We start from the raw sequence: 21,962 nt of genomic DNA, 5'->3' as shown, positions 1-21,962 counted from the left end.
CCATGGATACGACAACGACACCCGACACGCCGCCACTGCCGATCGCGCAGTTGCAGACCGGCGACATCCTGCTGATGCTCGGGGAAGGTCCGCTCTCGGAGCTGATCGCCTGGGCCAGCGATGGCGACTACAGCCACGCTGCCGTGGTCGCCGACGGCGGCGACCTGATCGAGGCGGCCGCGTCCGGAGTGCGGCGCTATCCGCTGGCGCAGCGGATCGCCGACCAGACGAACTACCACTTCATCGATGCCTACCGCATGCACGGCGACGGTGGCGGCCCGCTCGATGCCGCCGACCTTGCCGACGTCCTGGCCAAGGCCCAGAGCCTGCTCGGGATTCCGTATCCGGTCGACCAGCTGGCGCTGCTGGGCGTGATCATGGCGGTGCGCGGCAAGTGGCCGGTGCATCCGTGGACGCGGCTGCTGGTGCGCGTGGCCCTGGACCATGCGCTGCCGGACTCCACCGACGGCATGGTCTGCAGCGAGGTCGTGTATCGGGCCTATGCCGAATGCGCCGCGGCGCCGCCGGGGCGACTGGCGCCGGAGATCGTGGTCGGCGCGCGCGGCACCGCGCCGTTTCCGGACATCGACTGGAAGGCGCTGTTCGACGAGGTCTGGCCGCTGTTGCGGCCCGAAGGGCGTCAGTCGCTGCAGGCGCCGCGGACCCTGGTCAATGCGATGAGGAGCGTCGACCTGTCGGGGGCGGGCGAGGCGGAAGGTTCGCTGCCCGCCGTTTCGGACGAGGAACTGGAGCTGGCGCGACAGGGCGTGCTGGCGAAGTCGGCACACGGCGTGGTGGCGAAGGAGGGAGCGGATGCGCTGCTGCGCACCGGCGCCGGTCCGGTGGACCGGACACCCAATCCGCGGCTGGTATCGCCCGAAGACCTGGCGGACTCGCCCAGCCTCGCGCGTCTGGGCCGCCTGATGCAGCGAGCGTCGCCACCCGCCGGACGCTGAACCTCGACATCGCGCCAATTCACCCCCCCGTAGCCCGGGGTAGCCCGGGTAAGCGAAGCGCACCCGGGACGGGTGTCGCCGGCGTCGCGAATGATGCGGCCCCGGATGCGGCCTTCGGCCTTATCCGGGCTACGGTCCCACCCCGCGTAGCCCGGGTAAGCGTAGCGCACCCGGGTGGGTGTCGCCGGCGCCGCGAATCTGGCGCGACCCCGGATGCGGCCTTCGGCCTTATCCGGGCTACGGTCCCACCCCGCGTAGCCCGGGTAAGCGAAGCGCACCCGGGATGGGTGTCGCCGGCGCCGCGAATCTGACGCGGTCCCGGATGCGGCCGTCGGCCTTATCCGGGCCACGGGTCCCACCCCGCGTAGCCCGGGTAAGCGAAGCGCACCCGGGGTGGGTGTCGCCGGCGTCGCAAATGATGCGGCCCCGGATGCGGCCTTCGGCCTTGTCCGGGCTACGGGGCGCGTTCGAGCACCAGTTGGGGATCGATGCGCACATCGAACCAGCTCATCCCCCAATGCAGATGCGGCCCGGTGGAACGCCCGGTCGACCCCACCGCCGCGATCACCTGGCCCTGTTCCACCCGCTCGCCCACCTTCACGTCGATCCGCGACAGGTGCAGGAAGTTGCTGCTGATGCCGTGGCCGTGGTCGACCAGCAGGGTGCCGCCGGTCAGGTACAGGTCCTTGTCGGCGAAGGTCACGATGCCGGCAGCGGGCGCGCGCACCGGCGTACCGCTGGCGGCGGCGATGTCCATGCCCGAATGCGGTGCGCCCGGCTTGCCGTTGTATACGCGCGCACGGCCGAAACGGCCGCTGATGCGTCCCTCGACCGGGCGCACGAAGGCCTGGGTGAAATCGGTACGGGGATCGTCGCGAACGCGGGCCGCGGAGACGCGCGCCTGCTCGCGTCGGATCCGTTCGGCGATGGCCGGCGGCGGGTCCACGGTCTTCGGCGGGACGCCGTTCACGCGCTGCAGCGGCCAGTCGCGCGGCTGGACCGCGAGGCGGGCGTCCTCGCGGCGACCATCGGGGCGCACCACCGATACCACCAGCGGTCCGGTCGCGTCGCGGCCGACGCCGAACACCACCGTCCCGTAGCCGGTCGTCCGCAGCGTGCGGCCGGCGTGGGTGACCGCGCTGCCGGGCGGCACCTTGCCGAGCACCATCGCGCCCTGCGGCACACTGGCGGGGAACACCACGCGGTCGTCCGTCGCTGCAACGGCGTCGTCCGCGCGGGCGATCGGCAATGGCGCGACGCCCGGCAGCCAGGCGATCGCGGCCAGCAGCACCCATCGCACCACGCGCGAGGCGCGCGAGGCGCGCGCACGCACGGCGCCGCCGGCGGCGTGCGCGTGGACCAGCGGCAGGGGCGGGCGCAGGCCGGATGCCCGGCAGTACGCCAGCGTCATCGATCGAACTCCAGCCGCCGGCCCAGCGGATTCCCGACCAGCGACGCGCCGTCCCAGGCCAGCGCACCATTGACCCAGGTCGATGCGATGCGCGAACGGAAGGTGGTGCCCTCGAACGGCGACCAGCCGCACTTGGACAGCACGTCCTCGCGGCGCACGGTGAACGGCGTGTCGTCCACCAGCACCAGGTCCGCGAAGTAGCCTTCGCGCAGGAACCCGCGCTGTTTCACGTCGAACAGCTGCGCCGGCGCGTGCGCGAACTTCTGCACCACGCGGGCGGTGTCGAAGTGCCCTTCATGCACGCACTCCAGCGCCGCCACCAGCGCGTACTGCACCAGGGGCAGGCCGCTGGGCGCGCGCACGTAGGGATTGTGCTTCTCCTCCCAGGTATGCGGCGCGTGGTCGGTGGCGAGCACGTCGACCACGTCGTCGGCCAGCGCCTGCAGCAGCGCAACGCGGTCGGAGGCGTCCTTGATCGCGGGGTTGCACTTGATCTGGTGGCCCAGCCGCGCGTAGTCGGCGCGGTCGAAGCGCAGGAAATGGATGCAGGTCTCGGCGGTGATGCGCTTGCGGCTGCCATCGGCGCGAATCATGGGCCCGCGCTCGAACAGCGCCAGTTCGTCTGCGGTCGAGATGTGCAGCACGTGCAGGCGGGTATCGTGTTTCCGCGCCAGTTCCAGCGCCAGACGCGTGGACTTGATGCAGGCCTCGCGCGAACGGATGTCGGGGTGGCATTCGGGCGGGATGTCGTCGCCGTACTTCTCCCGGTACTGCGCCAGGATCGCGTCGATCATCGGCGTGTCCTCGCAGTGGGTGATGATCGGCACCGGGGTGTCGCGGAAGATCGCATCGAGCGTGTCGGGATCGTCGACCAGCATGTTGCCGGTGGATGCACCCATGAAGACCTTCAGGCCGGGCGTGGCCTTCGGATCGATGCCGCGCACGTTCTCCAGGTTGTCGTTGCTGGCGCCGAAGTAGAAGCCGTAGTTGGCGCGCGCACGGCCGTTGGCCCGCGCGTACTTGTCCGCCAGTGCGGCGTCGTTCAGCGTCGGCGGGCTGGTGTTGGGCATGTCCATGAAGCTGGTCAGCCCGCCGGCCACCGCCGCGGCGGATTCGGTCGCGATGTCGGCCTTGTGCTCCATGCCCGGCTCGCGGAAGTGCACCTGGTCGTCGATCATGCCGGGCAGCAGGCGCCGGCCGGCCGCGTCCACCACGGTCTCGTTCGCACGTGCGGACAGGCCGCTGCCGATGGCGGCGATGCGATCGCCTTCGATCCGCAGGTCGCCGTCGAACTCGCGGCCCTCGTTCACCAGGCGGGCATTGACGATCAGGGTGTCGGCCATTCAGCGGGTTCCGTCGGTCTTGGGTGGCACCGGATCCAGGCCGCCCGGGTGGAGGGGGTGGCAGCGACCGACCCGGCGCACCGCCAGCCAGCCGCCGCGGAGCACGCCGAAACGGCCGATCGCTTCCATCGCGTACTCGGAGCAACTGGGCACGAACCGGCAGCGCGGGCCCAGCAACGGGCTGATGAAGCGCTTGTAGCCCCGCAGCAGGGCGATGAGGAATCGGTCGATCACGGCTTCTTTCGGGTTCGGCGCGGTTGCCGCTGCCGCCGGGGCAGGGTATAACAGCCCGCTTTTCCCGTCCAAGGGAAACCAAGAGGAATTGCAGCAAGTGGTCGTCAAGAAGTCTGCGAAGAAAACCGCCAAGCCCGCGAAAGCGGCCAAGCCTGCCGCCCGCAAGGCGGCCAAGTCCGCCGCGAAGGCGGTGAAGAAGGCGCCTGCGAAGAAGGCCGCCGCCAAACCCGCTGCCGCCCGCAAGGCAGCAGCGAAGAAGGCGCCTGCGAAAAAGGCCCCGGTCGCGAAGAAGGTGGCCAAGGCACCGGCGAAGAAGCCGGCCGGCAAGCCCGCCGTGGCCCCCGCGAAGAAGGCCGCCAAGCCGGTCGCGAAGAAGGCGGCAGCGCCTGCGGCGAAGACCGCTCCGGCGAAGGCTGCGGCCACGTCCAGGAAGGCGCCCGCGCCGGTGAAGCCGGCTTCCGCGCCCGCTGTGGCCGAGAAGAAGGGCAAAGCCGCCACGCCGACCAGCGCACCTGCGGCGTCAGCGGTCGCCCGGGCGCCCACGCCGCGGGTCCAGGGCAAGGTCGCGGTCGCCGTGACCACCAAGTCCTCGGCCCCCGCGGTGAAGCCGAAATTCAAGGTCGTCCCCTACGAGACAGACCCCGAGTCCGGTCGCCCGATCCTGCCCGCCGGCTACAAGCCCGCCGCGGACGAGGAGTACATGAATCCGCTGCAGCTCGAGTATTTCCGGCAGAAGCTGCTCGCGCGTCGCGAGGAGCTGGTCGACGAGTCGCGGCAGACCATCGAGAACCTCAAGGACGAAGTGCGCGATGTCGGCGACGAGGCCGAGCGTGCCAGCCGCGAGACCGAGAACGCGCTGGAGCTGCGCACCCGCGACCGCTACCGCAAGCTGATCAACAAGATCGAGAGCATCATCCGTCGCGTCGACGAGGGCGATTACGGCTACTGCGTCGACACCGGCGAGGAAATCGGACTCGACCGGCTCGAAGCCAGGCCGCAGGCCGAACGCACCATCGATGCCCAGGAGCGCTGGGAGCACATGCAGAAGCAGATGGGCGATTGAGTCGCCGGCGCGCCTTCGATCTGGAAAACCCCGCTTCGGCGGGGTTTTTCCTTTTCCGGGACCGAACCGCGAACGGCGCTCGAGCTGCCGGCCGGGGAAGCGAGGAGTCCGGACGCGGGGGCATGCTCGCGTCGACGCGGCGGGCGAACGCAGCACGCTCGCCAGGGTGGGTCACTTGAGGTCGCTGAAGTGCAACCGGCGCAGCTTCGGCGAACGCCAGGCCGTCGCGGCGGCGATGCCGACGGTGACGCAGCCGCCGAGGACCACTGCCGGCACCAGGCCGAGCAGGCGCGCCATCGAGCCGGCGTAGAACGCACCGATTTCGTTGGACGAGCCGACGAACAGGCCGTTGATCGACGAGACCCGCCCGCGCATGTGGTCGGGCGTGGCCAGTTGCATGATCGTCGAGCGGGTGACCACCGAAATGCCATCGCAGACGCCCGAGAGCAGCAGGAACGCCGCCGACAGCCAGAACATCCCGGACAACCCGAAACCGACCATGCATGCCCCGAACCCTGCCACGGCGAACAGCAGGATGCGCCCGGCATCGCGGTCCAGCGGGCGGCGCGCCAGCCACACCCCGACCGCCACGGCGCCCAGCGCCGGCGCAGCGCGCAGGATGCCGAGCCCTTCCGGTCCGTAGTGCAGGATCTCGGTGATGAAGGCGGGCGCCAGCGAAATCGCGCCGCCGAACAGGACCGCGAACATGTCCAGCGCCAGCGCCCCGAGCAGGATCTGGTGACCGAACACGAAGCGCGCACCCTCGGCGATGCTGGCGAAGATCGGCGCGCGCTGTAGCTGCGGCGCCGGTTCGCTGACCCGCAGGCGCAGCATCGCCACCGCGGCGAGCGCCGCGAACACCGCGGCCACGCCGTAGGCGACGGGCTTGCCGGCCCATCCGACCAGGAAGCCGCCGATCGCCGGCCCCGTCACCAGCCCCGACTGGAACACGATGCTGCCCAGGCTGGCCCCGCGCACGTACTGTTCGCGCGGCAGCACCCGTGCGAACACCGCGTTGTAGACCGGGCCCAGAAACGCGCGCACGCAGCCGGTCAGCGCGATCGCGGCATAGATCGCCGCGAGTCCGCCGGCGGTCCACCAGCCGGTCGCGATCGCCACCAGCAGCAGCGGCGTGATCGCCAGGCAGGCGGCCGCGAAAGCGCCGAGCCTGCGCCGCGGCAGGATGTCGACCAGGTGGCCGGCGAACGGCGCGACGCAGAAGTAGGGCACCACTTCGGCAAGCCCGATCAGGCCCAGCATCCACGGGTCGCGGGTGAGCTCGTAGACATGCCAGCCGACCGTCACCGCCACGCCCTGGTAGGACAGGATCGTGAAGATCCGGAACCCCATCAGCAGGCGGAAATCCCGGTTGCGCAGTGGCGCGGCGCGGCTGTCCTCTTTCCGCTTCGACCCGCCCGGGCTCACGCCAGCGCGCGCTTGGCGGACTCTCGGATGAAGGCCAGCAGTGCCGCCAGCCCGTTGTTGCGGGTCGGCGAGAGGTGTTTGGCCAGGCCGATGTCGGCGATGTAGTCGGCCTCGGTCTCGACGATCTCGCGCGCACTGCGGCCCGAGTACACGCGCAGCGCGAGATAGATCAGGCCCGAGACGATGGCCGAATCGCTCGTCGCGCGGAAATCCAGCCGCGCCGCATCGCCCTCGGGCACGATCCAGACCATCGACTGGCAGCCGAGCAGGCGATGCTCCTCGGTCTTCCATTCCTCCGGGAACGGCGGCAGCTTGCGGCCGAGGTCGATCAGGTACTGGTAGCGCTCGGACCAGTCGCTGAAGAAGGCGAATTCTTCCTTGATCGCGGCCTGGGCGGCGGCGGGGGTGGGTTCGAGGGGGAAGGGGGAGGGGGTGGTCACTTGGGCTGGGTGGTGGCGCCAGGTGGGGGCGCGGATGTCGAGTGTGGTGGGGCGGTATTGTCGCAGATGGGGCTGCGGCGAGGACGGCCATCAGGCTCCCCGTTCGGCGACTGATCAAGTTCTGCAGGTACTTTCCACGAAAGAACACGGGGCAGATTTTTTTTGCGTCACGCGTCGGAACTGTTGTTGGCCCATGCGGATCTTGACGTGCAAGAGCTTCCGTCCGCCTGCGGCGGCCGGGTTCATTTCTTTTGGAAAGCGCCAAAAGAAACGAACCAAAGAAAAACGGCGCGCGTCCTGCGCGCCGCCCTCCGGGTCTCCCAATCCCGACGCCGCATCACTCTGAGCAGAAGCGGACCCGGTAAGCACAGATTGGGGACAGCGTCATCGACAAGGATGCGTGACGTGAGGCAGGCGAGAAACGGATCGTCGCGCACTTCTTCAAACCACCGTGTGAACTCCAGACCCGGAGGGAGCCGCACAGGATGTGCGGCGTTTTCCGACCGAGCCATGGATGGCGAGTCGGAAAATCCCGATCCTGTGTCAGCCTCGAGCTTGTGCCGTTGCGGGGAGAGCGTTTTTCTTTGGTTCGTTTCTTTTGACGCTCATCAAAAGAAATGAACCCGCTCGCCCTCGGCGAGCGGAAGCTCTTGCATTTCCGTGGGAACCGATAGGGCAGGCGCCGACCCTCAGGCCCGCTTCCACCGCACCCCCTGCGCCGTGTCCTCCAGCAGGATGCCCTCCGCAGCCAGCTGCTCGCGGATCGCATCCGCCCGGGCGAAATCGCGCGACTGCTTCGCCGCCGCGCGCTCGTCGATCAGCGCCTGGATGCGCTCGTCGCCCTCGCCGGAAGCACCGCGCGCGAACCATGCCTGCGGCGACTGTTGCAGCAGCCCCAGCGCCAGGCCCGCGCCGAGCAGTTCCGCCTTCAGCCGCTGGCGGTCGTCGTCCGTTTCCGCCCTGCGTGCCTCGCCCGCGATCCGGGCGAGTTCCGCCAGCGCCGCCGGCGTGTTGAGGTCGTCGTCGAGCGCGGTTTCCACTTCCGCGGGTATGGTCGGAGCGGCCGCGACATCGGCCAGGTCGCGCAGCGTCCCGTACAGCCGGTCCAGGGTCCGCACGCTCTGCTCGATCAGCGCATCCGACCAGTCCAGCGGCTGCCGGTAGTGCGCCGACAGCAGCGCATAGCGCAGTGCCTCTGGCGGGTGTTCGCGTACCAGGTCGTGCACCTTCTCGATATTGCCGAGCGACTTCGACATCTTCGTGCCCGACAGGGTCAGCATCCCGTTGTGCAACCAGGTCCGCGCGAAGATCCGCCCGCCGTGCGCGCACTCGCTCTGCGCGACCTCGTTCTCGTGGTGCGGGAACTGCAGGTCGACCCCGCCGGCGTGGATGTCGATGGTCTCGCCCAGGTGCGCCGCGGCCATGGCCGAGCATTCGATGTGCCAGCCCGGCCGGCCGCGGCCCCAGGGCGACTCCCAGCCGGGGAGGTCGTCGTTCGATGGCTTCCACAACACGAAATCGCCGGGATTGCGCTTGTACGGCGCCACCTCGACCCGAGCCCCGGCCAGCATCTCGTCCGGGTCGCGCCGGGAGAGCTTGCCGTAGTCCTCGAAGGTCTCGACCGCGAACAGCACGTGGCCGTCGGCCTCGTAGGCGTGCCCACTGGCGATCAGGCGCGCGATCATGTCGGTCATCTGCGCGATGTGCTCGGTCGCGGCGGGTTCCAGGTCGGGCTTGAACATGCCGTCCACGCCCAGCGCGGCCATGTCTTCGCGGTAGGCGGCGGCGAAGCGGTCGGTGATCGTGGCGATCGGCACGCCGGCGGCGCGCGCGGCGGCGTTGATCTTGTCGTCGACGTCGGTGATGTTGCGCGCATAGCGCAGGTCGCCGTGGCGCCGCCGCAGCAGCGCGGCCAGTACGCCGAACACCACCGGTCCGCGCGCGTTGCCGATGTGCACGTAGTTGTAGACGGTCGGCCCGCACAGGTACATCGTCGGGCAGGCCGGATCGAGCGGCACGAAGGCTTCGACGCGGCGGGTGAGGCTGTTGAACAGGCGCAGGGGCATCGGCACACGGCGGCGGGAAACGGTCGATTCTAGAGCGTGTCGCGGCTCGCGGGCAGGCTCGGCGCCGCGGGATGCGCCGGTGCGGCCCTCCCGGTCGGGCGCCGAAGGCGGCGAGGGTTCAGCCGAGGGCGGGTCGACAGCGCCTACACTGGCGCGCAATGGTCCGAATCCCGAAGTTCCCCGTCCACAGGCTCCGCGCCGGGCTCTCCGCCGCCCTGGTCCTGTGCCTTGCGCTGCCAGCGGCCGCGCAGACGGAGCCGGAAGCGGCGCCGGCGCGCCAGCCGGAGAACGTGAGGGTCGAATACGCCCAGGTGCTGCGTGCAGAACCGGTGTACCAGACCCTGCAGGCCACCAGCATGGTCGAGCGTTGCGAAGCCTCGACCCCGGTCGAGGAGACCGAGGACAAGACCGGCTTCGCGCGCATGATCGGCGCGGTCAAGGGCGCGCTGACCCCGGATCCGAAGGTGGAGGAAGTCGCGCCCTCGGCCGGGGGGCAGTGCCGGATGGTGCCCGTCGAGCGCGAGTTCCGGCGCCCCATCGCCTACGACGTGGATTACGTGCATCGTGGCGTCAAGTACCGCTCGCGGCTGCCGGCGGACCCGGGCAACCGGCTGCGGGTGCGCGTTTCGGTGACGCCGCTGGTTTCACAGGAAACCCCTTGAGCCTGCGGGGTTTGTTGCAGTGCGTGCCGCGCCGTGCGAGGATGCGCGCCGTGAAACATGCACTTGCCCACGCCGATGTCCTGACCTCCGCCCGCATGGCGGCCGGCATGACCTCGCGTGCGCGCCGACCGGATCCCTGCGCCTGAGCTGGGTCGACCGGACGTTTTCGCCGTCATGCCGGAACCCAGCCAGAGGCTGGGTTTTTTCGTTTCTGAAGCACGCAATCGCCATCTACCCGAGACCTGGATGCCGTCAATGAAGCATTTCCTCAACACGCAGGACTGGAGCCGCGCAGATCTCGATGCGCTGCTGGCGCAGGCCGCCGTCTTCAAGCGCGACAAGCTCGGCGATGCGCTCAAGGGTCGCTCGATCGCGCTGGTGTTCTTCAACCCGTCGATGCGTACCCGCACCAGTTTCGAGCTGGGCGCGTTCCAGCTCGGCGGGCACGCGGTGGTGCTGCAGCCGGGCAAGGATGCATGGCCGGTCGAGTTCGACCTGGGCACGGTGATGGACGGCGATACCGAGGAGCACATCGCGGAGGTGGCGCGCGTGCTGGGGCGCTACGTCGACCTGATCGGCGTGCGGGCCTTCCCGAAGTTCGTCGACTGGACGCGCGATCGCGAGGACCTGGTGCTGAAGTCGTTCGCGAAGTATTCGCCGGTGCCGGTGATCAACATGGAAACCATCACCCATCCCTGCCAGGAACTGGCGCACGCGCTGGCGCTGCAGGAGCACTTCGGCACCTCCGACCTGCGCGGGAAGAAGTACGTCCTCACCTGGACCTACCACCCCAGGCCGCTGAATACAGCGGTCGCGAACTCCGCCCTCACCATCGCCACCCGCCTGGGAATGGACGTGACCCTGCTGTGCCCCACGCCCGAGTACGTGCTCGACGAGCGCTACATGGGCTGGGCGGCGCAGAACGTGGCCGAGAGCGGCGGCTCGCTGGCGGTCAGCCACGACATCGACAGCGCCTACACCGGCGCCGACGTGGTCTACGCCAAGAGCTGGGGCGCGCTGCCGTACTTCGGAAACTGGGCGCCGGAGAAGCCGATCCGCGACCAGTACAGGCACTTCATCGTCGACGAGGCCAAGATGGCGCTGACCGACAACGGCGTGTTCAGCCACTGCCTGCCGCTGCGCCGCAACGTCAAGGCCACCGACGCGGTGATGGACTCGCCGAACTGCATCGCCATCGACGAGGCCGAGAACCGCCTGCACGTGCAAAAAAGCGTGATGGCGGCCCTGGTGGGCCGCCGGGACTAGGGATTGGGGATTCGCGACAGCGGATCCCGCCGCCGGTCAGATCATCATTTCCACAGAGATTCCCCCATGTCGCAGCAAGCCGCTTCCCCGAATCCCGAATCCCCAATCCCCGACCCCGCGGCTGCAAGCCGCGACATCGTCCTCGCGTTCTCGGGCGGCCTGGACACCAGCTTCTGTGTGCCGTACCTGCAGGAACGCGGCTGGAACGTGCATACCGTGTTCGCCGACACCGGCGGCGTGGATGCCGACGAGCGCGAGTTCATCGAGAAGCGCGCGGCCGAGCTGGGCGTGGCCAGCCACGTCACCGTCGATGGCGGGCCCGCGATCTGGAGCGGCTTCGTCAGGCCGTTCGTGTGGGCGGGCGAGGGCTACCAGGGCCAGTACCCGCTGCTGGTGTCGGACCGCTACCTGATCGTGGATGCGTCGCTCGCGCGCGCCGCCGAGCTCGGCACCAATGCGATCGCGCATGGCTGCACCGGCATGGGCAACGACCAGGTGCGCTTCGACCTGGCGATCAAGGCGCAGGGCAGCTACCGCATCGTGGCGCCGATCCGCGAGATCCAGAAGGAGCACACCCAGACCCGCGCCTACGAGCAGGCCTACCTGGAGCAGCGCGGTTTCGGCGTGCGCGCCAAGCAGAAGGCCTACACGATCAACGAGAACCTGCTGGGCGTGACCATGTCCGGCGGCGAGATCGACCAGTGGGAGACGCCGGGCGAGGGCGCGCGCGGCTGGTGCGCGCCGCGCGGCGCGTGGCCGGTCGAGCCGCTGACGGTGAACCTGCGCTTCGAGCGCGGCGAAGCGGTGGAACTCGACGGCAAGGTGCTGCCCGGCGAGCAGATCCTGGCGAAGCTCAATCGCCTCTTCGCCTCGTACGGCGTCGGCCGCGGCATGTACACCGGCGATACCGTGATCGGGCTCAAGGGCCGCATCGTCTACGAAGCGCCGGGCCTGGTGGCATTGCTCACCGCGCACCGCGCGCTCGAGGAGGCGGTGCTGAGCAAGCAGCAGAACCGCTTCAAGCCAGAGGTGGCGCGCAAGTGGGTGGAGCTGGTGTACGAGGGCTTCTTCCACGACCCGCTGAAGACCGACCTCGAGGCGTTCCTGGCCTCGTCGCAGCAGCAGGTCACGGGCGAGGTGGTGCTGGAGACCCGCGGCGGACGCGTCGACGCGGTGGCGGTCAAGTCGCCGCGCCTGCTGCACTCGAAGGGCGCCACCTACGCGCAGTCCGCCGACTGGGGCGTGGAGGAGGCCGAGGGCTTCATCAAGCTGTTCGGCATGAGCAGCACGCTCTGGGCGGAGGTCAATCGCTGAGGCGCCGACTTTCCGTCGTCCCGAACGTGGTGAGGGATCCGCTTTGCGGCGGTCCCGCGGGAGGAGATCTCTCACTGCGTTCGAGATGACAAGCCAGAGTCCGTCTGCAGGACGACACAAGACCATGCTCGACAGCATCCTCAAGCACCTCGAAGCCCTGGTGTCCTTCGACACCCGCAACCCGCCGCGCGCGATCACGGCCGACGGGATCTTCGACTACATCCGCGCGCAGCTGCCGGATTTCCGAGTCGAAGTGAGCGATCATGGTGCCGGCGCGGTCTCGCTGTTCGCCGTGCGTGGGCAGCCGAGGCATCTGTTCAACGTGCATCTGGACACGGTGCCGTCCTCGCCGCACTGGAGCGCGGATCCCCACGTGCTGCGGATCGGGAACGATCGCGCCATCGGGCTCGGCGCCTGCGACATCAAGGGCGCGGCCGCCGGGCTGATCGCGGTCGCGGAGGCCACCCGGGGCGATGCCGCCTTTTTGTTCACCAGCGACGAGGAAGCCAACGATGCGCGCTGCATCGCCGCCTTCCTGGCGCGCGACCATGGCTTTTCCGACGTGATCGTCGCCGAACCGACGTCCTGCGAGGCGGTGCTGGCCCATCGCGGCATCAGCGCGGTGCGCATGGCGTTCAAGGGCAGGGCGGGGCACGCCTCGGGGCCGGGGGCGCTCGATGCCAGCGCGCTGCACCACGCGGTGCGCTGGAGCAGCCGTGCGCTCGACTTCGTCGGGCTCGAATCGCATCGCCGTTTCGGCGGACTGACCGGGCTGCGCTTCAACATCGGCCGGATCGAGGGCGGCATCAAGGCCAACGTGATCGCGCCCGCGGCGGAGCTGCGTTTCGGATTCCGGCCGCTGCCCTCGCACGATATCGAGCAGCTGCACGCGGCATTCCGGGGTTTCGCAGCGCCCGATGCGCTCGAAGCCTACGAAGAAACCTTCCGCGGTCCTTCGCTGCCCTCGGGCGATGTCGCCGCGGCGGAGGACCGCCGGCTCGCCGCGCGCGACCTCGCCGACGAACTCGGCCTGCCGGTCGGCAACGCCGTGGACTTCTGGACCGAGGCCTCGCTGTTCTCCCGTGCCGGGCTCACCGCCCTCGTCTTCGGGCCGGGCGACATCGCCCAGGCGCACACCGCCGACGAATGGGTCTCGCTCGAACAACTGCAACGCTACGCCGGCATCGTCGGCCGCATCCTCGGATCCGCATGAACATCGACGCCAACCGGCAGACCCGGCAGACCATCGTGCGCCTGCTCTCGAGCATGGCCAGCGCGAAGGAGATCAGCCAGTACCTCAAGCGCTTCTCGCAGGTCGACGCCAAGCGCTTCGCCGTGGTCAAGGTCGGCGGCGCGGTGTTGCGCGACGATCTCGAGGCGCTCACCTCGTCGCTGTCGTTCCTGCAGGAAGTCGGCCTGACCCCGATCGTGCTGCATGGCGCCGGGCCGCAGCTCGATGCCGAACTCGCGGCCGCCGGGATCGGCAAGCAGACCGTGAACGGCCTGCGCGTGACCTCGCCCGAGGCGCTGGCGATCGTGCGCCGCGTGTTCCAGGCCTCCAACCTCGCCCTGGTCGAGGCGTTGCAGCAGGGCGGCGCCCGCGCCACCTCGATCACCGGCGGCGTGTTCGAGGCCGACTACCTCGACCGCGACACCTACGGCCTGGTCGGCGAGGTGAAGGCGGTGAACCTGGCGCCGATCGAGGCCAGCCTGCAGGCCAGTTCGATCCCGGTGATCGCCAGCCTCGGCGAGACCCCAGGCGGGCAGATCCTCAACATCAACGCCGACTTCGCCGCCAACGAACTGGTGCGCGTGCTGCAGCCCTACAAGATCATCTTCCTCACCGGCACCGGCGGGCTGCTGGACCCGGAAGGGCAGGTGATCGATTCGATCAACCTGTCCAGCGAGTACGGGCACCTGATGCAGCAGCCGTGGATCAACGGCGGGATGAAGGTGAAGATCGAGCAGATCAAGGACCTGCTCGACCACCTGCCGCTGGAATCGTCGGTCTCCATCACCCGGCCAGCCGACCTGGCCAAGGAACTGTTCACGCACAAGGGTTCGGGCACGCTGGTCCGGCGCGGCGAGAAGGTGCTGCGCGGCATGGACTGGGAGGCGTTCGACCGCGAGCGCCTGCGCGACCTGATCGAGCGCAGCTTCGGCCGGCGCCTGGCGCCGGACTACTTCGAACGCACCACGCTGCTGCGCGCCTACGTCAGCGAGAACTACCGCGCCGCGGTGATCCTCACCGACGGCGACGGCATGGTGTACCTGGACAAGTTCGCGGTCCTGGACGACGCCCAGGGCGAGGGCCTCGGCCGCGCGGTCTGGAACGTGATGCGCGAGGAGACGCCGCAGCTGTTCTGGCGCTCGCGACACAACAACCAGATCAACATCTTCTACTACGCCGAGTCCGATGGCTGCTACAAGCAGGAGAAATGGAAGGTGTTCTGGTACGGGATCGAGGCCTTTGCCGACATCGAACGCTGCGTGGCGCATTGCGCCACGCGCCAGCCGACGCTGCTGGACTGAGCGATGAGTGGAAGCCCGCATCCATCCGCGTGGAGCAGCGTGCCGAGGCTGGCCGGGCGCCATGCCGTGCTCGAACCGATGCAGGTCGCGCACGTCGATGGCTTGCGCGCCGCGGTTGAAGGCAGCGGCCTCGACCGGCTCTGGTACACCCACGTGCCGGCGCCGGCGCAGGTCGCCGGCTACGTCGACGAGGTGCTGGCCGCACGCGACGCAGGCCGGGTGCTGCCCTTCACGGTGCGCGATGCCCGCGGCGACGTCGTCGGCAGCACCCGTTTCTACGGCCTCGAACCCGAGGTGCCGAAGCTGCTGATCGGCTACACCTGGTACGCGCCGCGCGTGCAGCGCACCGGCGTGAACAGCGAATGCAAGCTGATGCTGCTCGAGCACGCCTTCGAGACCCTGGCCTGCGTGAACGTGAGTTTCGAGACCAGCTGGTTCAACCACGCCTCGCGCGCGGCGATCGCCCGGCTCGGCGCGAAGCAGGACGGGGTCCTGCGCAACGCCAAGCGCCACGCCGACGGCTCGCTGCGCGACACCGTGGTGTTCTCGATCCTCGACACCGAATGGCCGGCCGTGCGCCGGCACCTGCGTTTCCGCCTGGAATCACACGCATGAGCCACGCACCCGTTTCCCTCGGCATCATCGGCGCACGCGGCCACACCGGCCGCGAGCTGATCCGGCTGGTCGCCGCGCATCCACACTTCGAGCTGGCGTTCGTGTCCTCGCGCGAACTCGACGGGCAGCGGGTGGATGCGCACGATGAGGGTTACGCCGGCGACCTGCGCTTCGAATCGCTGGCCGCCGATGCGGTCGCGGCGAAGGCGGCCGATGCCGTCGTGCTGGCCCTGCCCAATGGCAAGGCCGCGCCCTTCGTCGCCGCGCTGGACGCGGCCGCGCCGGAGACGGTGGTCGTCGACCTGTCCGCCGACTACCGCTTCGACGAGGGCTGGCATTACGGCCTGCCGGAACTCACGCGCGGCCGCTACGCGGGACAGAAGCGGATCAGCAATCCGGGCTGCTACGCGACCGCGATGCAGCTGGCGATCGCGCCGATGCTCGGGCGGCTGGCGGGCCCGCCGCAGTGCTTCGGCGTGTCCGGCTACTCGGGTGCCGGCACGACCCCGTCGGACAAGAACAATGTCGAGTTGCTGCGCGACAACCTGATGCCGTACGCGCTGGTCGGGCACATGCACGAGCGCGAGGTGACGCGCCAGCTCGGCAGGCCGGTGGAGTTCATGCCGCATGTCGCTCCGCATTTCCGCGGCATCACCATGACCGTGAACCTGCACCTGTCGGAGCCCGTGGGCCTGGAGGCGGCGCGTGGCCTGTACCGGGAGCGTTATGCCGGCGAACCGCTGGTGCGCATCGTCGACGACGCGCCCTGGGTCAGCCGGATCGCGGGACGGCACGGTGTGGAGATCGGCGGCTTCGCGGTGGACGCGGAAGGCAGGCGTCTGGTCGTGGTGGCCACGCTCGACAACCTGCTCAAGGGCGCGGCGACGCAGGCCATGCAGAACCTCAACCTGGCGTTCGGCTTCGACGAGATGACCGCGATTCCCCGCTAGCACGCGCCTGGCCGTCGCCTGGCACGCGAGCGGGTTCCATCACGGAGTTGTTGGCACACAATGATGGCGGGGCGCCCCGCCCGACGGAGAACCAGATGTCCGACCTGTTGTGGCAGAAACCCGGTGTCGAGGTCGACGCGCGGATCCAGCACTTCCTCGCCGGCGACGACGTGGTGCTCGATCGCGAGTTCTTCCTGCATGACATCCGGGCCAGTGCCGCGCATGCGCAGGGGCTGCGACGCATCGGCATCCTCTCGGACGCGGAGCTGGAAGGGCTGGAACGCGAGCTGGCGCAACTCGGCGACGACTTCCGCTCCGGCGCGTTCGTCCTCGACGAGCGCTACGAGGACGGCCATTCCGCGATCGAGGCGCGCCTCACCGAGCGCCTCGGCGATGCCGGCCGCAAGATCCACACCGGCCGCAGCCGCAACGACCAGGTGCTGGTGGCCACGCGCCTGTGGCTGAAGGAGAAGCTGGCGCGGGTGGCATCGCTTTCTCGCGAGGTCGCGAAGGTCGCGCTGGACCGCGCACAGGTCGAACGCGACCTGCCGATCCCCGGCTACACCCATGTACAGCGGGCCGTGGTGTCGTCGGCCGGCATGTGGTGGGCCGGCTGGGCAGAGGCCTTCATCGACGATGCGGTGCGTGCGGCAGACACGCTCGCCCTGGTCGACTGCAATCCGCTCGGCACTGCCGCCGGCTACGGCGTCAACCTGGCGCTGGATCGCGAACACACCACCACGTCGCTCGGCTTCGGGCGGATGCAGGTCTCGCCGGCGTATGCCCAGCTTTCGCGCGGCAAGTTCGAGCTGGCGGCGCTGGAAGCGCTCGGCAGCGCCACCCTCGACCTGCGCCGCATCGCCTGGGACCTGTCGCTGTTCACCAGCGCGGAGTTCGGCTTCGTGGCGCTTCCCGCGCAATACACCACGGGCAGTTCGATCATGCCCAACAAGCGCAACCCGGACGTGATCGAGCTGATGCGCGCCACCCACGCCAGCGTCGCCGCCGCGCGCACCGAGATCGAGCAGCTGCTGTCGCTGCCGTCGGGGTACCACCGCGACCTGCAGGGCTCCAAGGGTGCGATCTTCCACGGCTTCGGTCGCGGCCTGGCGGCGCTCGAGTTGCTGCCGGCGCTCCTGGCCAATCTCGAATGGCGCGAGGACCGGATGCGGGCCGCGATCGATCCGGGCATGTACGCCACCGACGTGGCGGTCGAGGCGGCGGTGGCCGGCGTGCCGTTCCGCGAGGCCTATCGCGCCGCAGCCGCGGGTGCCGGCTCGGCCGGGCAGGGGCGCACTCCCGAGGCCAGCCTGTCCGCGCGCGTATCGCCCGGCGCTGCCGGCGACCTCAGGCTCGACGCCTTGCAGGCGCGCTGGGAGGCGTTGTGAACGAGCCGGTGACGCGCTACCTGGTGATGCTAATGCGGCGGCCCGGTTTCGATCCGTCGCTGGTCGGGCCGCACACGGCGTTCCTGGACGAACTGCGCGCACGTGGCCTGCTGGAGATGAGCGGTGGCTTCGGCGACCGCAGCGGCGGCGCCTACCTTCTGACCGGCATCGACAGCCTGGAACAGGCGCGCGAGATCGCGGGCCGCGATCCGCTGGTGATCCAGGGCGCCTCGGACCTCGCGGTCCACGAATGGAACACCCGCTGAGCCGATGGACGCGCATCCCTTCTCCGAGCAGTTGTTGCCGCCCTGGCGACGCGCCGTGCTCAAGGTCGGCAGCAGCCTGCTGGCCGCGAACGGCGGCGGTTTGTCGACCGAGTACGCGCAGGCGATCGCCGGGTTCGTCGTCGCCTCGCACGCGGCCGGCAGGGAAGTGGTGGTTGTGTCCTCGGGCGCGGTCGCGGCCGGGCGCGCGATCATGCGCGAGCAGCCGCACGACGGCGCCGAGATGGCCGAACGCCAGGCGCTCGCCGCGCTCGGGCAGGCGCGCCTGATCGGGTTCTGGCAGGGCCTGCTCGACCGCCACGTGGCCCAGGTGCTGCTGACCCACGACGACCTGCGCAACCGCCGCCGCTACCTCAATGCGCGGGCCACGCTGGCGGCATTGTTGCGCCACCGCGCGGTGCCGGTGGTCAACGAGAACGACACCGTGTCGGTCGACGAACTCAAGCTCGGCGACAACGACAACCTCGCCGCGATCGTCGCCGCGCTGGTCGATGCCGACGTGCTGTTCATCGCCACCGACATCGATGGCCTGTACGACGCCGATCCGCGCCGCAATCCCGACGCGCGCCCGGTGGAGGTGGTGCCGCAACTGACCCAGGCGTTGCTGTCCGCCGCCGGCGGCACCGGCAGCGCCGCGGGCACCGGTGGCATGCGGACCAAGCTCGAGGCGGCGCAGCGCGCCTCGGCGGCGGGCGTCGCCACCGTGCTTTTCAACGGCACCCGGGCCGACGTGCTGGCCGGACTGGCGACCGACCGCCTGCGCGGCACCCGCATCCACGCCCTGCGCAGCCGCGTCGCGGTGCGCAAGCACTGGCTGCAGAACGCGCCGGCCGAGCCGGGCGCCATCGTCGTCGACGCGGGCGCGGCCAACGCGCTCGTGGAAAAGGGCGCCTCGCTGCTGCCGGGCGGGGTGGTCACTGCCGACGGCGACTTCCGTCGCGGCGACATGGTCGAGATCGTGCAGCGCGACGAGCGCGGCACCCGCCGTGTCGCGCGTGGGGTCAGCCAGTACTCCGCCGCCGACATCCGTCGCGTCGCGCGCCGTCATTCGCGCGAGATCGAGGCGGTGCTGGGCTACAGCTACGGCGGTACCGTCATCCACCGAGACGATCTGATGCTGATTTAGCGAACGCCCCATCCAACGCGAAGCGCCGGCGACCGAACCGGCGCGCCTCGAATCAGCCCCTTGCGACCCTGCCATGACCGACATCCGCCACCTCGCCCTCAGATGTCGCGACGCCGCCCAGGTGGTCGCCGCGCTGCCCACCGTCGCCAAGGACGCGATGCTGCGTGCGATGGCCGATGCCCTGCTGTCCGATGCGCAGGCGATCCTCGCCGCCAACGCGCAGGACATGGCGGCAGCGCAGGCCAAGGGCGTCGGACCGGCGATGCTCGACCGGCTGCGCCTGGACGACGCCAGGCTCACGGGCATCGCCGACGCATTGCGCGAGGTTGCCGCGCTGCCCGACCCGGTGGGGCAGGTGACGCGACGCGAAACCAGGCCCAACGGCATCTGCGTGGAACGCGTGCGCACGCCGCTCGGCGTGGTGGCGATGATCTACGAGGCGCGCCCCAACGTGACCGCGGACGCCGCGGCGTTGTGCCTGAAGGCCGGCAACGGCGTGATCCTGCGCGGCGGCAGCGAGGCGCTCCGTTCGAACCTGGCGATCGCGGCCGCGCTGCAGCGGGCGCTGGTCGCCGCCGGGGTGCCTGCCGCCGCGCTGACGATCGTCGAAGATCTCCGCCGCGAGACCATGCTCGAACTGCTGCAGCTCACCGACATCGTCGATCTCGCGATCCCGCGCGGCGGCGAGGGCCTGATCCGGTTCGTGGCCGAGCATGCGCGGGTGCCGGTGATCAAGCACTACAAGGGCGTCTGCCACCTGTACGTCGATGCCGACGCCGACCAGGATCTCGCCCTGCGCCTGCTGGTCGACGGCAAGGTCTCCAGGCCCAGCGCCTGCAATGCGCTGGAGACGCTGCTCGTGCATGCCGGCGCGGCCGCGGAATTCCTGCCCCGAGCCGCCGCGACCCTGCGCGGGCATGGCGTCGAGCTGCGCGGCGATGCCGCCACGCGGGCGATCTTCGCCGGCGCGGGCGAGGCGACCGAAGACGACTACGACGCCGAGTACCTCGACCTGGTGATCGCGATCCGGGTGGTCGATTCGCTCCAGGCGGCGATCGCCCACATCCGCAGGCACGGCTCGGACCACACCGAGGTGATCGTCACGCGCGATGCGGGCAACGCGGAGAAATTCGTGCAGGCGTTGCGCTCGGCGGTGGTGATGGTCAATGCCTCGTCGCGCTTCAGCGATGGCGGCGAGCTCGGCCTCGGTGCCGAGATCGGCATCTCGACCACGCGGCTGCACGCCTACGGGCCGATGGGCCTGGAGGCGTTGACCGTGGAGCGCTTCGTGGTCCGGGGCGAGGGGCAGACGCGCAATATCCACGGCTGACGCGGCCCGCGAAAAAAGAGCTTCTTCTCCCATGTGAGGGAGTTGGCCAGGTTTTCGGAGGGTTGGACCCGGGCTTGCGGCCCGGGTCGTTCCGGGCCGGGCATTGCTGCTCGGCTCGGTCAGCCCGCTGCGCGGTCCGGCCCGGCGCAACGCGCCGGGCGCTCGCGCGGACGCGCGGCAGTGCCGCGCAAGACGTCCGCGCTCACCCATGGCTGACTCGCCGCCGCAGCGCATCCATGCGCTGCTTTCCGCAACACCCGGCCCGGAACGCCCATCGGCGCATCATTGGCGTGGCTTCGAAGAAGCTAGCTGCCGGGCCATTGCGGCCGGAGCATCGATGAGCCGCGTCCTGGCGCGCGGGGATCGCGGCAAGCAAGACATGGATGTTTTGCGCGCGAGTCAGGGCAGGATGCCCTGACCGAGCGACAAGCGATTCCCGGGCGGCAGGGCGCGGCGTCCATCCGGAGTCCTGACAGGGACTTCTCCATCGCGGACCATTTCTCCCTCACATGGGAGAAAAAAAGGGACCGGCGCAGCCGGTCCCGAGACGAATGATCGTTGCCTGGAGAGATGGCGCGCGATGCCTGCCGCGCGCTGATGGATGACGGTTTCGCGGTTCCCTGTTCAGCCGTACGCCACGACGGTCTCGAGCTCGCCGTCGTCGTTCTGCGCCTCGACCCGGGTCAGCCGGCCGTCGTTGAGGTTGCGCGCGTCGGCCATCAGCCGGGCGATTTCCAGGCCCTTGCTGCGTTCGGGAAACCAGAAGACCGGCCTGCCGTCGTCCAGCAACTGCCAGCCGCCGCCGCTGTGGACCAGTCGCAGGGTGGATCCGGTCATTGCTTGCTCCGCGGGAAAGAAGGCGCCCCGGCCCAGCGGTCGACTTGCTCAAGGTCGCGGCTCTGGTTTCCGTTGCTGAGCGGCATCCGTTGCCAGTTGCATTGGCCGGGCTGCCGGGGCGTTGCCAGTGTCGGTTGCCGCGTGATCCGCCGCAGTCGGCGAAGCTCCCGATGCCGTGTAGGACTTTTCCTACAGTCGGGGCGGGTATGCTCCCCCGGCGGCCAATGTCGACCGCAGTCAGGGAGGCGCCATGATGATCCCGAAACCGGCTCCGGCCTCTGCGATTCCGACCCTTCCAGCGCTGGCCGCAGGCGTCCTGCTGGCCGGCTGCATGTCGACGCCGGGTCCCTCCGTCGGTGGAAGCGGCGCGTGCCGGGACAGCGGGCTCGGCTGGGCGGCAGGGCAGCCTGCCGACGAGGCCAACATGCGCCGGCTGGCCCGCGAGAGCGGTGCGGGACTGGTCGATCCGATCGGTCCGGACAGCAGGCCGCTTGCCGATCGTCGCGGCGACCGCCTGCGCGTGCGCATCGATGCCGGCAACATCATCGAGTCCGCGCGCTGCGAATGACCGACCGCGGAAACGAAAAAAGCCGGCGCATGGCCGGCTCTTTCGCAACTGCTTGATCCGATTGGTCGGGGAGACAGGATTTGAACCTGCGACTTCTACGTCCCGAACGTAGCGCTCTACCAGGCTGAGCTACACCCCGACTTGGGCAAGCC

21 protein-coding genes and 1 tRNA gene are annotated in these 21,962 nt (G+C 69.7%); 14 read left to right on the top strand and 8 right to left on the bottom strand.

Annotated elements, in window-relative coordinates; all coding sequences use genetic code 11:
* Window positions 1–2 precede the first annotated feature (2 nt).
* Window positions 3–956 carry a C40 family peptidase gene (locus FZO89_RS01345; RefSeq protein WP_262378471.1) on the top strand — a complete coding sequence of 318 codons (954 nt, stop codon included), beginning with the start codon at window positions 3–5 and terminating at the stop codon, window positions 954–956.
* A gap of 454 nt (window positions 957–1,410) precedes the next feature.
* Here the strand turns inward: FZO89_RS01345 and FZO89_RS01340 are convergent, their stop codons facing one another.
* From FZO89_RS01340 to yidD, 3 genes are read right to left on the bottom strand one after another with little or no spacing between them, the layout of a single operon-like run.
* A complete protein-coding gene (locus FZO89_RS01340) occupies window positions 1,411–2,367 on the bottom strand; it encodes a M23 family metallopeptidase (RefSeq protein WP_149101577.1) in 957 nt (318 codons plus the stop codon).
* Entirely contained in the window at window positions 2,364–3,710 is a 1,347-nt protein-coding gene (locus FZO89_RS01335; RefSeq protein ID WP_149101576.1) for a dihydroorotase, read from the bottom strand. The genes FZO89_RS01340 and FZO89_RS01335 overlap by 4 nt, the downstream gene beginning before the upstream one ends.
* Window positions 3,711–3,944, bottom strand: coding sequence for a membrane protein insertion efficiency factor YidD (gene yidD / locus FZO89_RS01330; protein ID WP_149101575.1), 234 nt, complete (start codon window positions 3,942–3,944; stop codon window positions 3,711–3,713).
* An 88-nt stretch (window positions 3,945–4,032) separates the two neighbouring features.
* On the opposite strand from yidD, the gene dksA reads away from it, so the two are divergent.
* Window positions 4,033–5,007: an RNA polymerase-binding protein DksA gene (gene dksA, locus FZO89_RS01325; RefSeq protein ID WP_425480406.1), complete on the top strand. Its 975-nt coding sequence runs from the start codon at window positions 4,033–4,035 to the stop codon at window positions 5,005–5,007.
* A gap of 171 nt (window positions 5,008–5,178) precedes the next feature.
* Here the strand turns inward: dksA and FZO89_RS01320 are convergent, their stop codons facing one another.
* The 3 genes from FZO89_RS01320 to cysS all read right to left on the bottom strand — a co-directional run bounded on the left by FZO89_RS01320 (window position 5,179) and on the right by cysS (window position 8,938).
* On the bottom strand, window positions 5,179–6,357 hold the full coding sequence (locus FZO89_RS01320) for an MFS transporter (protein ID WP_149103977.1): 1,179 nt from the start codon (window positions 6,355–6,357) through the stop codon (window positions 5,179–5,181).
* Between the two features lie 71 nt (window positions 6,358–6,428).
* The gene (locus FZO89_RS01315; RefSeq protein WP_149101573.1) at window positions 6,429–6,872 is read right to left on the bottom strand and encodes a SufE family protein; all 444 of its coding nucleotides are present in this window, start codon (window positions 6,870–6,872) and stop codon (window positions 6,429–6,431) included.
* A gap of 689 nt (window positions 6,873–7,561) precedes the next feature.
* Complete coding sequence (gene cysS / locus FZO89_RS01310) at window positions 7,562–8,938, bottom strand: cysteine--tRNA ligase (protein ID WP_149101572.1); 1,377 nt, start codon at window positions 8,936–8,938, stop codon at window positions 7,562–7,564.
* A 158-nt stretch (window positions 8,939–9,096) separates the two neighbouring features.
* Here cysS and FZO89_RS01305 point away from each other — a divergent pair, with 158 nt between their 5' ends.
* The 11 genes from FZO89_RS01305 to FZO89_RS01255 all read left to right on the top strand — a co-directional run bounded on the left by FZO89_RS01305 (window position 9,097) and on the right by FZO89_RS01255 (window position 20,405).
* A complete protein-coding gene (locus tag FZO89_RS01305; protein ID WP_262378470.1) occupies window positions 9,097–9,600 on the top strand; it encodes a hypothetical protein in 504 nt (167 codons plus the stop codon).
* Between the two features lie 246 nt (window positions 9,601–9,846).
* A complete protein-coding gene (locus FZO89_RS01300) occupies window positions 9,847–10,866 on the top strand; it encodes an N-acetylornithine carbamoyltransferase (protein ID WP_149101571.1) in 1,020 nt (339 codons plus the stop codon).
* A 66-nt stretch (window positions 10,867–10,932) separates the two neighbouring features.
* Window positions 10,933–12,180 (top strand): argininosuccinate synthase, encoded by a 1,248-nt coding sequence (locus tag FZO89_RS01295; RefSeq protein WP_149101570.1) that lies wholly within the window; start codon window positions 10,933–10,935, stop codon window positions 12,178–12,180.
* A gap of 124 nt (window positions 12,181–12,304) precedes the next feature.
* Window positions 12,305–13,393, top strand: coding sequence for an acetylornithine deacetylase (locus FZO89_RS01290; RefSeq protein ID WP_149101569.1), 1,089 nt, complete (start codon window positions 12,305–12,307; stop codon window positions 13,391–13,393).
* The gene (locus FZO89_RS01285) at window positions 13,390–14,712 is read left to right on the top strand and encodes an acetylglutamate kinase (protein WP_149101568.1); all 1,323 of its coding nucleotides are present in this window, start codon (window positions 13,390–13,392) and stop codon (window positions 14,710–14,712) included. Before FZO89_RS01290 ends, FZO89_RS01285 begins: the two co-directional genes overlap by 4 nt.
* Window positions 14,713–14,715: 3 nt before the next feature.
* Entirely contained in the window at window positions 14,716–15,327 is a 612-nt protein-coding gene (locus FZO89_RS01280; RefSeq protein WP_149101567.1) for a GNAT family N-acetyltransferase, read from the top strand.
* Window positions 15,324–16,277 (top strand): N-acetyl-gamma-glutamyl-phosphate reductase, encoded by a 954-nt coding sequence (gene argC / locus FZO89_RS01275; RefSeq protein WP_149101566.1) that lies wholly within the window; start codon window positions 15,324–15,326, stop codon window positions 16,275–16,277. Before FZO89_RS01280 ends, argC begins: the two co-directional genes overlap by 4 nt.
* A gap of 95 nt (window positions 16,278–16,372) precedes the next feature.
* Window positions 16,373–17,665 (top strand): argininosuccinate lyase, encoded by a 1,293-nt coding sequence (gene argH / locus FZO89_RS01270; RefSeq protein WP_149101565.1) that lies wholly within the window; start codon window positions 16,373–16,375, stop codon window positions 17,663–17,665.
* Window positions 17,666–17,691: 26 nt separating this feature from the next.
* A complete protein-coding gene (locus tag FZO89_RS01265; RefSeq protein WP_149103975.1) occupies window positions 17,692–17,931 on the top strand; it encodes a YciI family protein in 240 nt (79 codons plus the stop codon).
* Between the two features lie 4 nt (window positions 17,932–17,935).
* Complete coding sequence (gene proB, locus FZO89_RS01260; protein WP_149101564.1) at window positions 17,936–19,075, top strand: glutamate 5-kinase; 1,140 nt, start codon at window positions 17,936–17,938, stop codon at window positions 19,073–19,075.
* Window positions 19,076–19,148: 73 nt separating this feature from the next.
* Entirely contained in the window at window positions 19,149–20,405 is a 1,257-nt protein-coding gene (locus FZO89_RS01255) for a glutamate-5-semialdehyde dehydrogenase (RefSeq protein ID WP_149101563.1), read from the top strand.
* A gap of 624 nt (window positions 20,406–21,029) precedes the next feature.
* Here the strand turns inward: FZO89_RS01255 and FZO89_RS01250 are convergent.
* On the bottom strand, window positions 21,030–21,242 hold the full coding sequence (locus FZO89_RS01250) for a hypothetical protein (RefSeq protein WP_149101562.1): 213 nt from the start codon (window positions 21,240–21,242) through the stop codon (window positions 21,030–21,032).
* 424 nt (window positions 21,243–21,666) lie between these two features.
* Here FZO89_RS01250 and FZO89_RS18690 point away from each other — a divergent pair, with 424 nt between their 5' ends.
* Entirely contained in the window at window positions 21,667–21,810 is a 144-nt protein-coding gene (locus tag FZO89_RS18690; protein WP_262378469.1) for a hypothetical protein, read from the top strand.
* Between the two features lie 62 nt (window positions 21,811–21,872).
* Here FZO89_RS18690 and FZO89_RS01240 read toward each other — a convergent pair.
* Window positions 21,873–21,949, bottom strand: a tRNA-Pro gene (locus FZO89_RS01240).
* Window positions 21,950–21,962 lie beyond the last annotated feature (13 nt).

Source organism: Luteimonas viscosa (assembly GCF_008244685.1).
GTDB lineage: Bacteria > Pseudomonadota > Gammaproteobacteria > Xanthomonadales > Xanthomonadaceae > Luteimonas > Luteimonas viscosa.
Note: the sequence above shows the minus strand (reverse complement) of the source record. Positions and strands in the feature narration are given on the sequence as shown.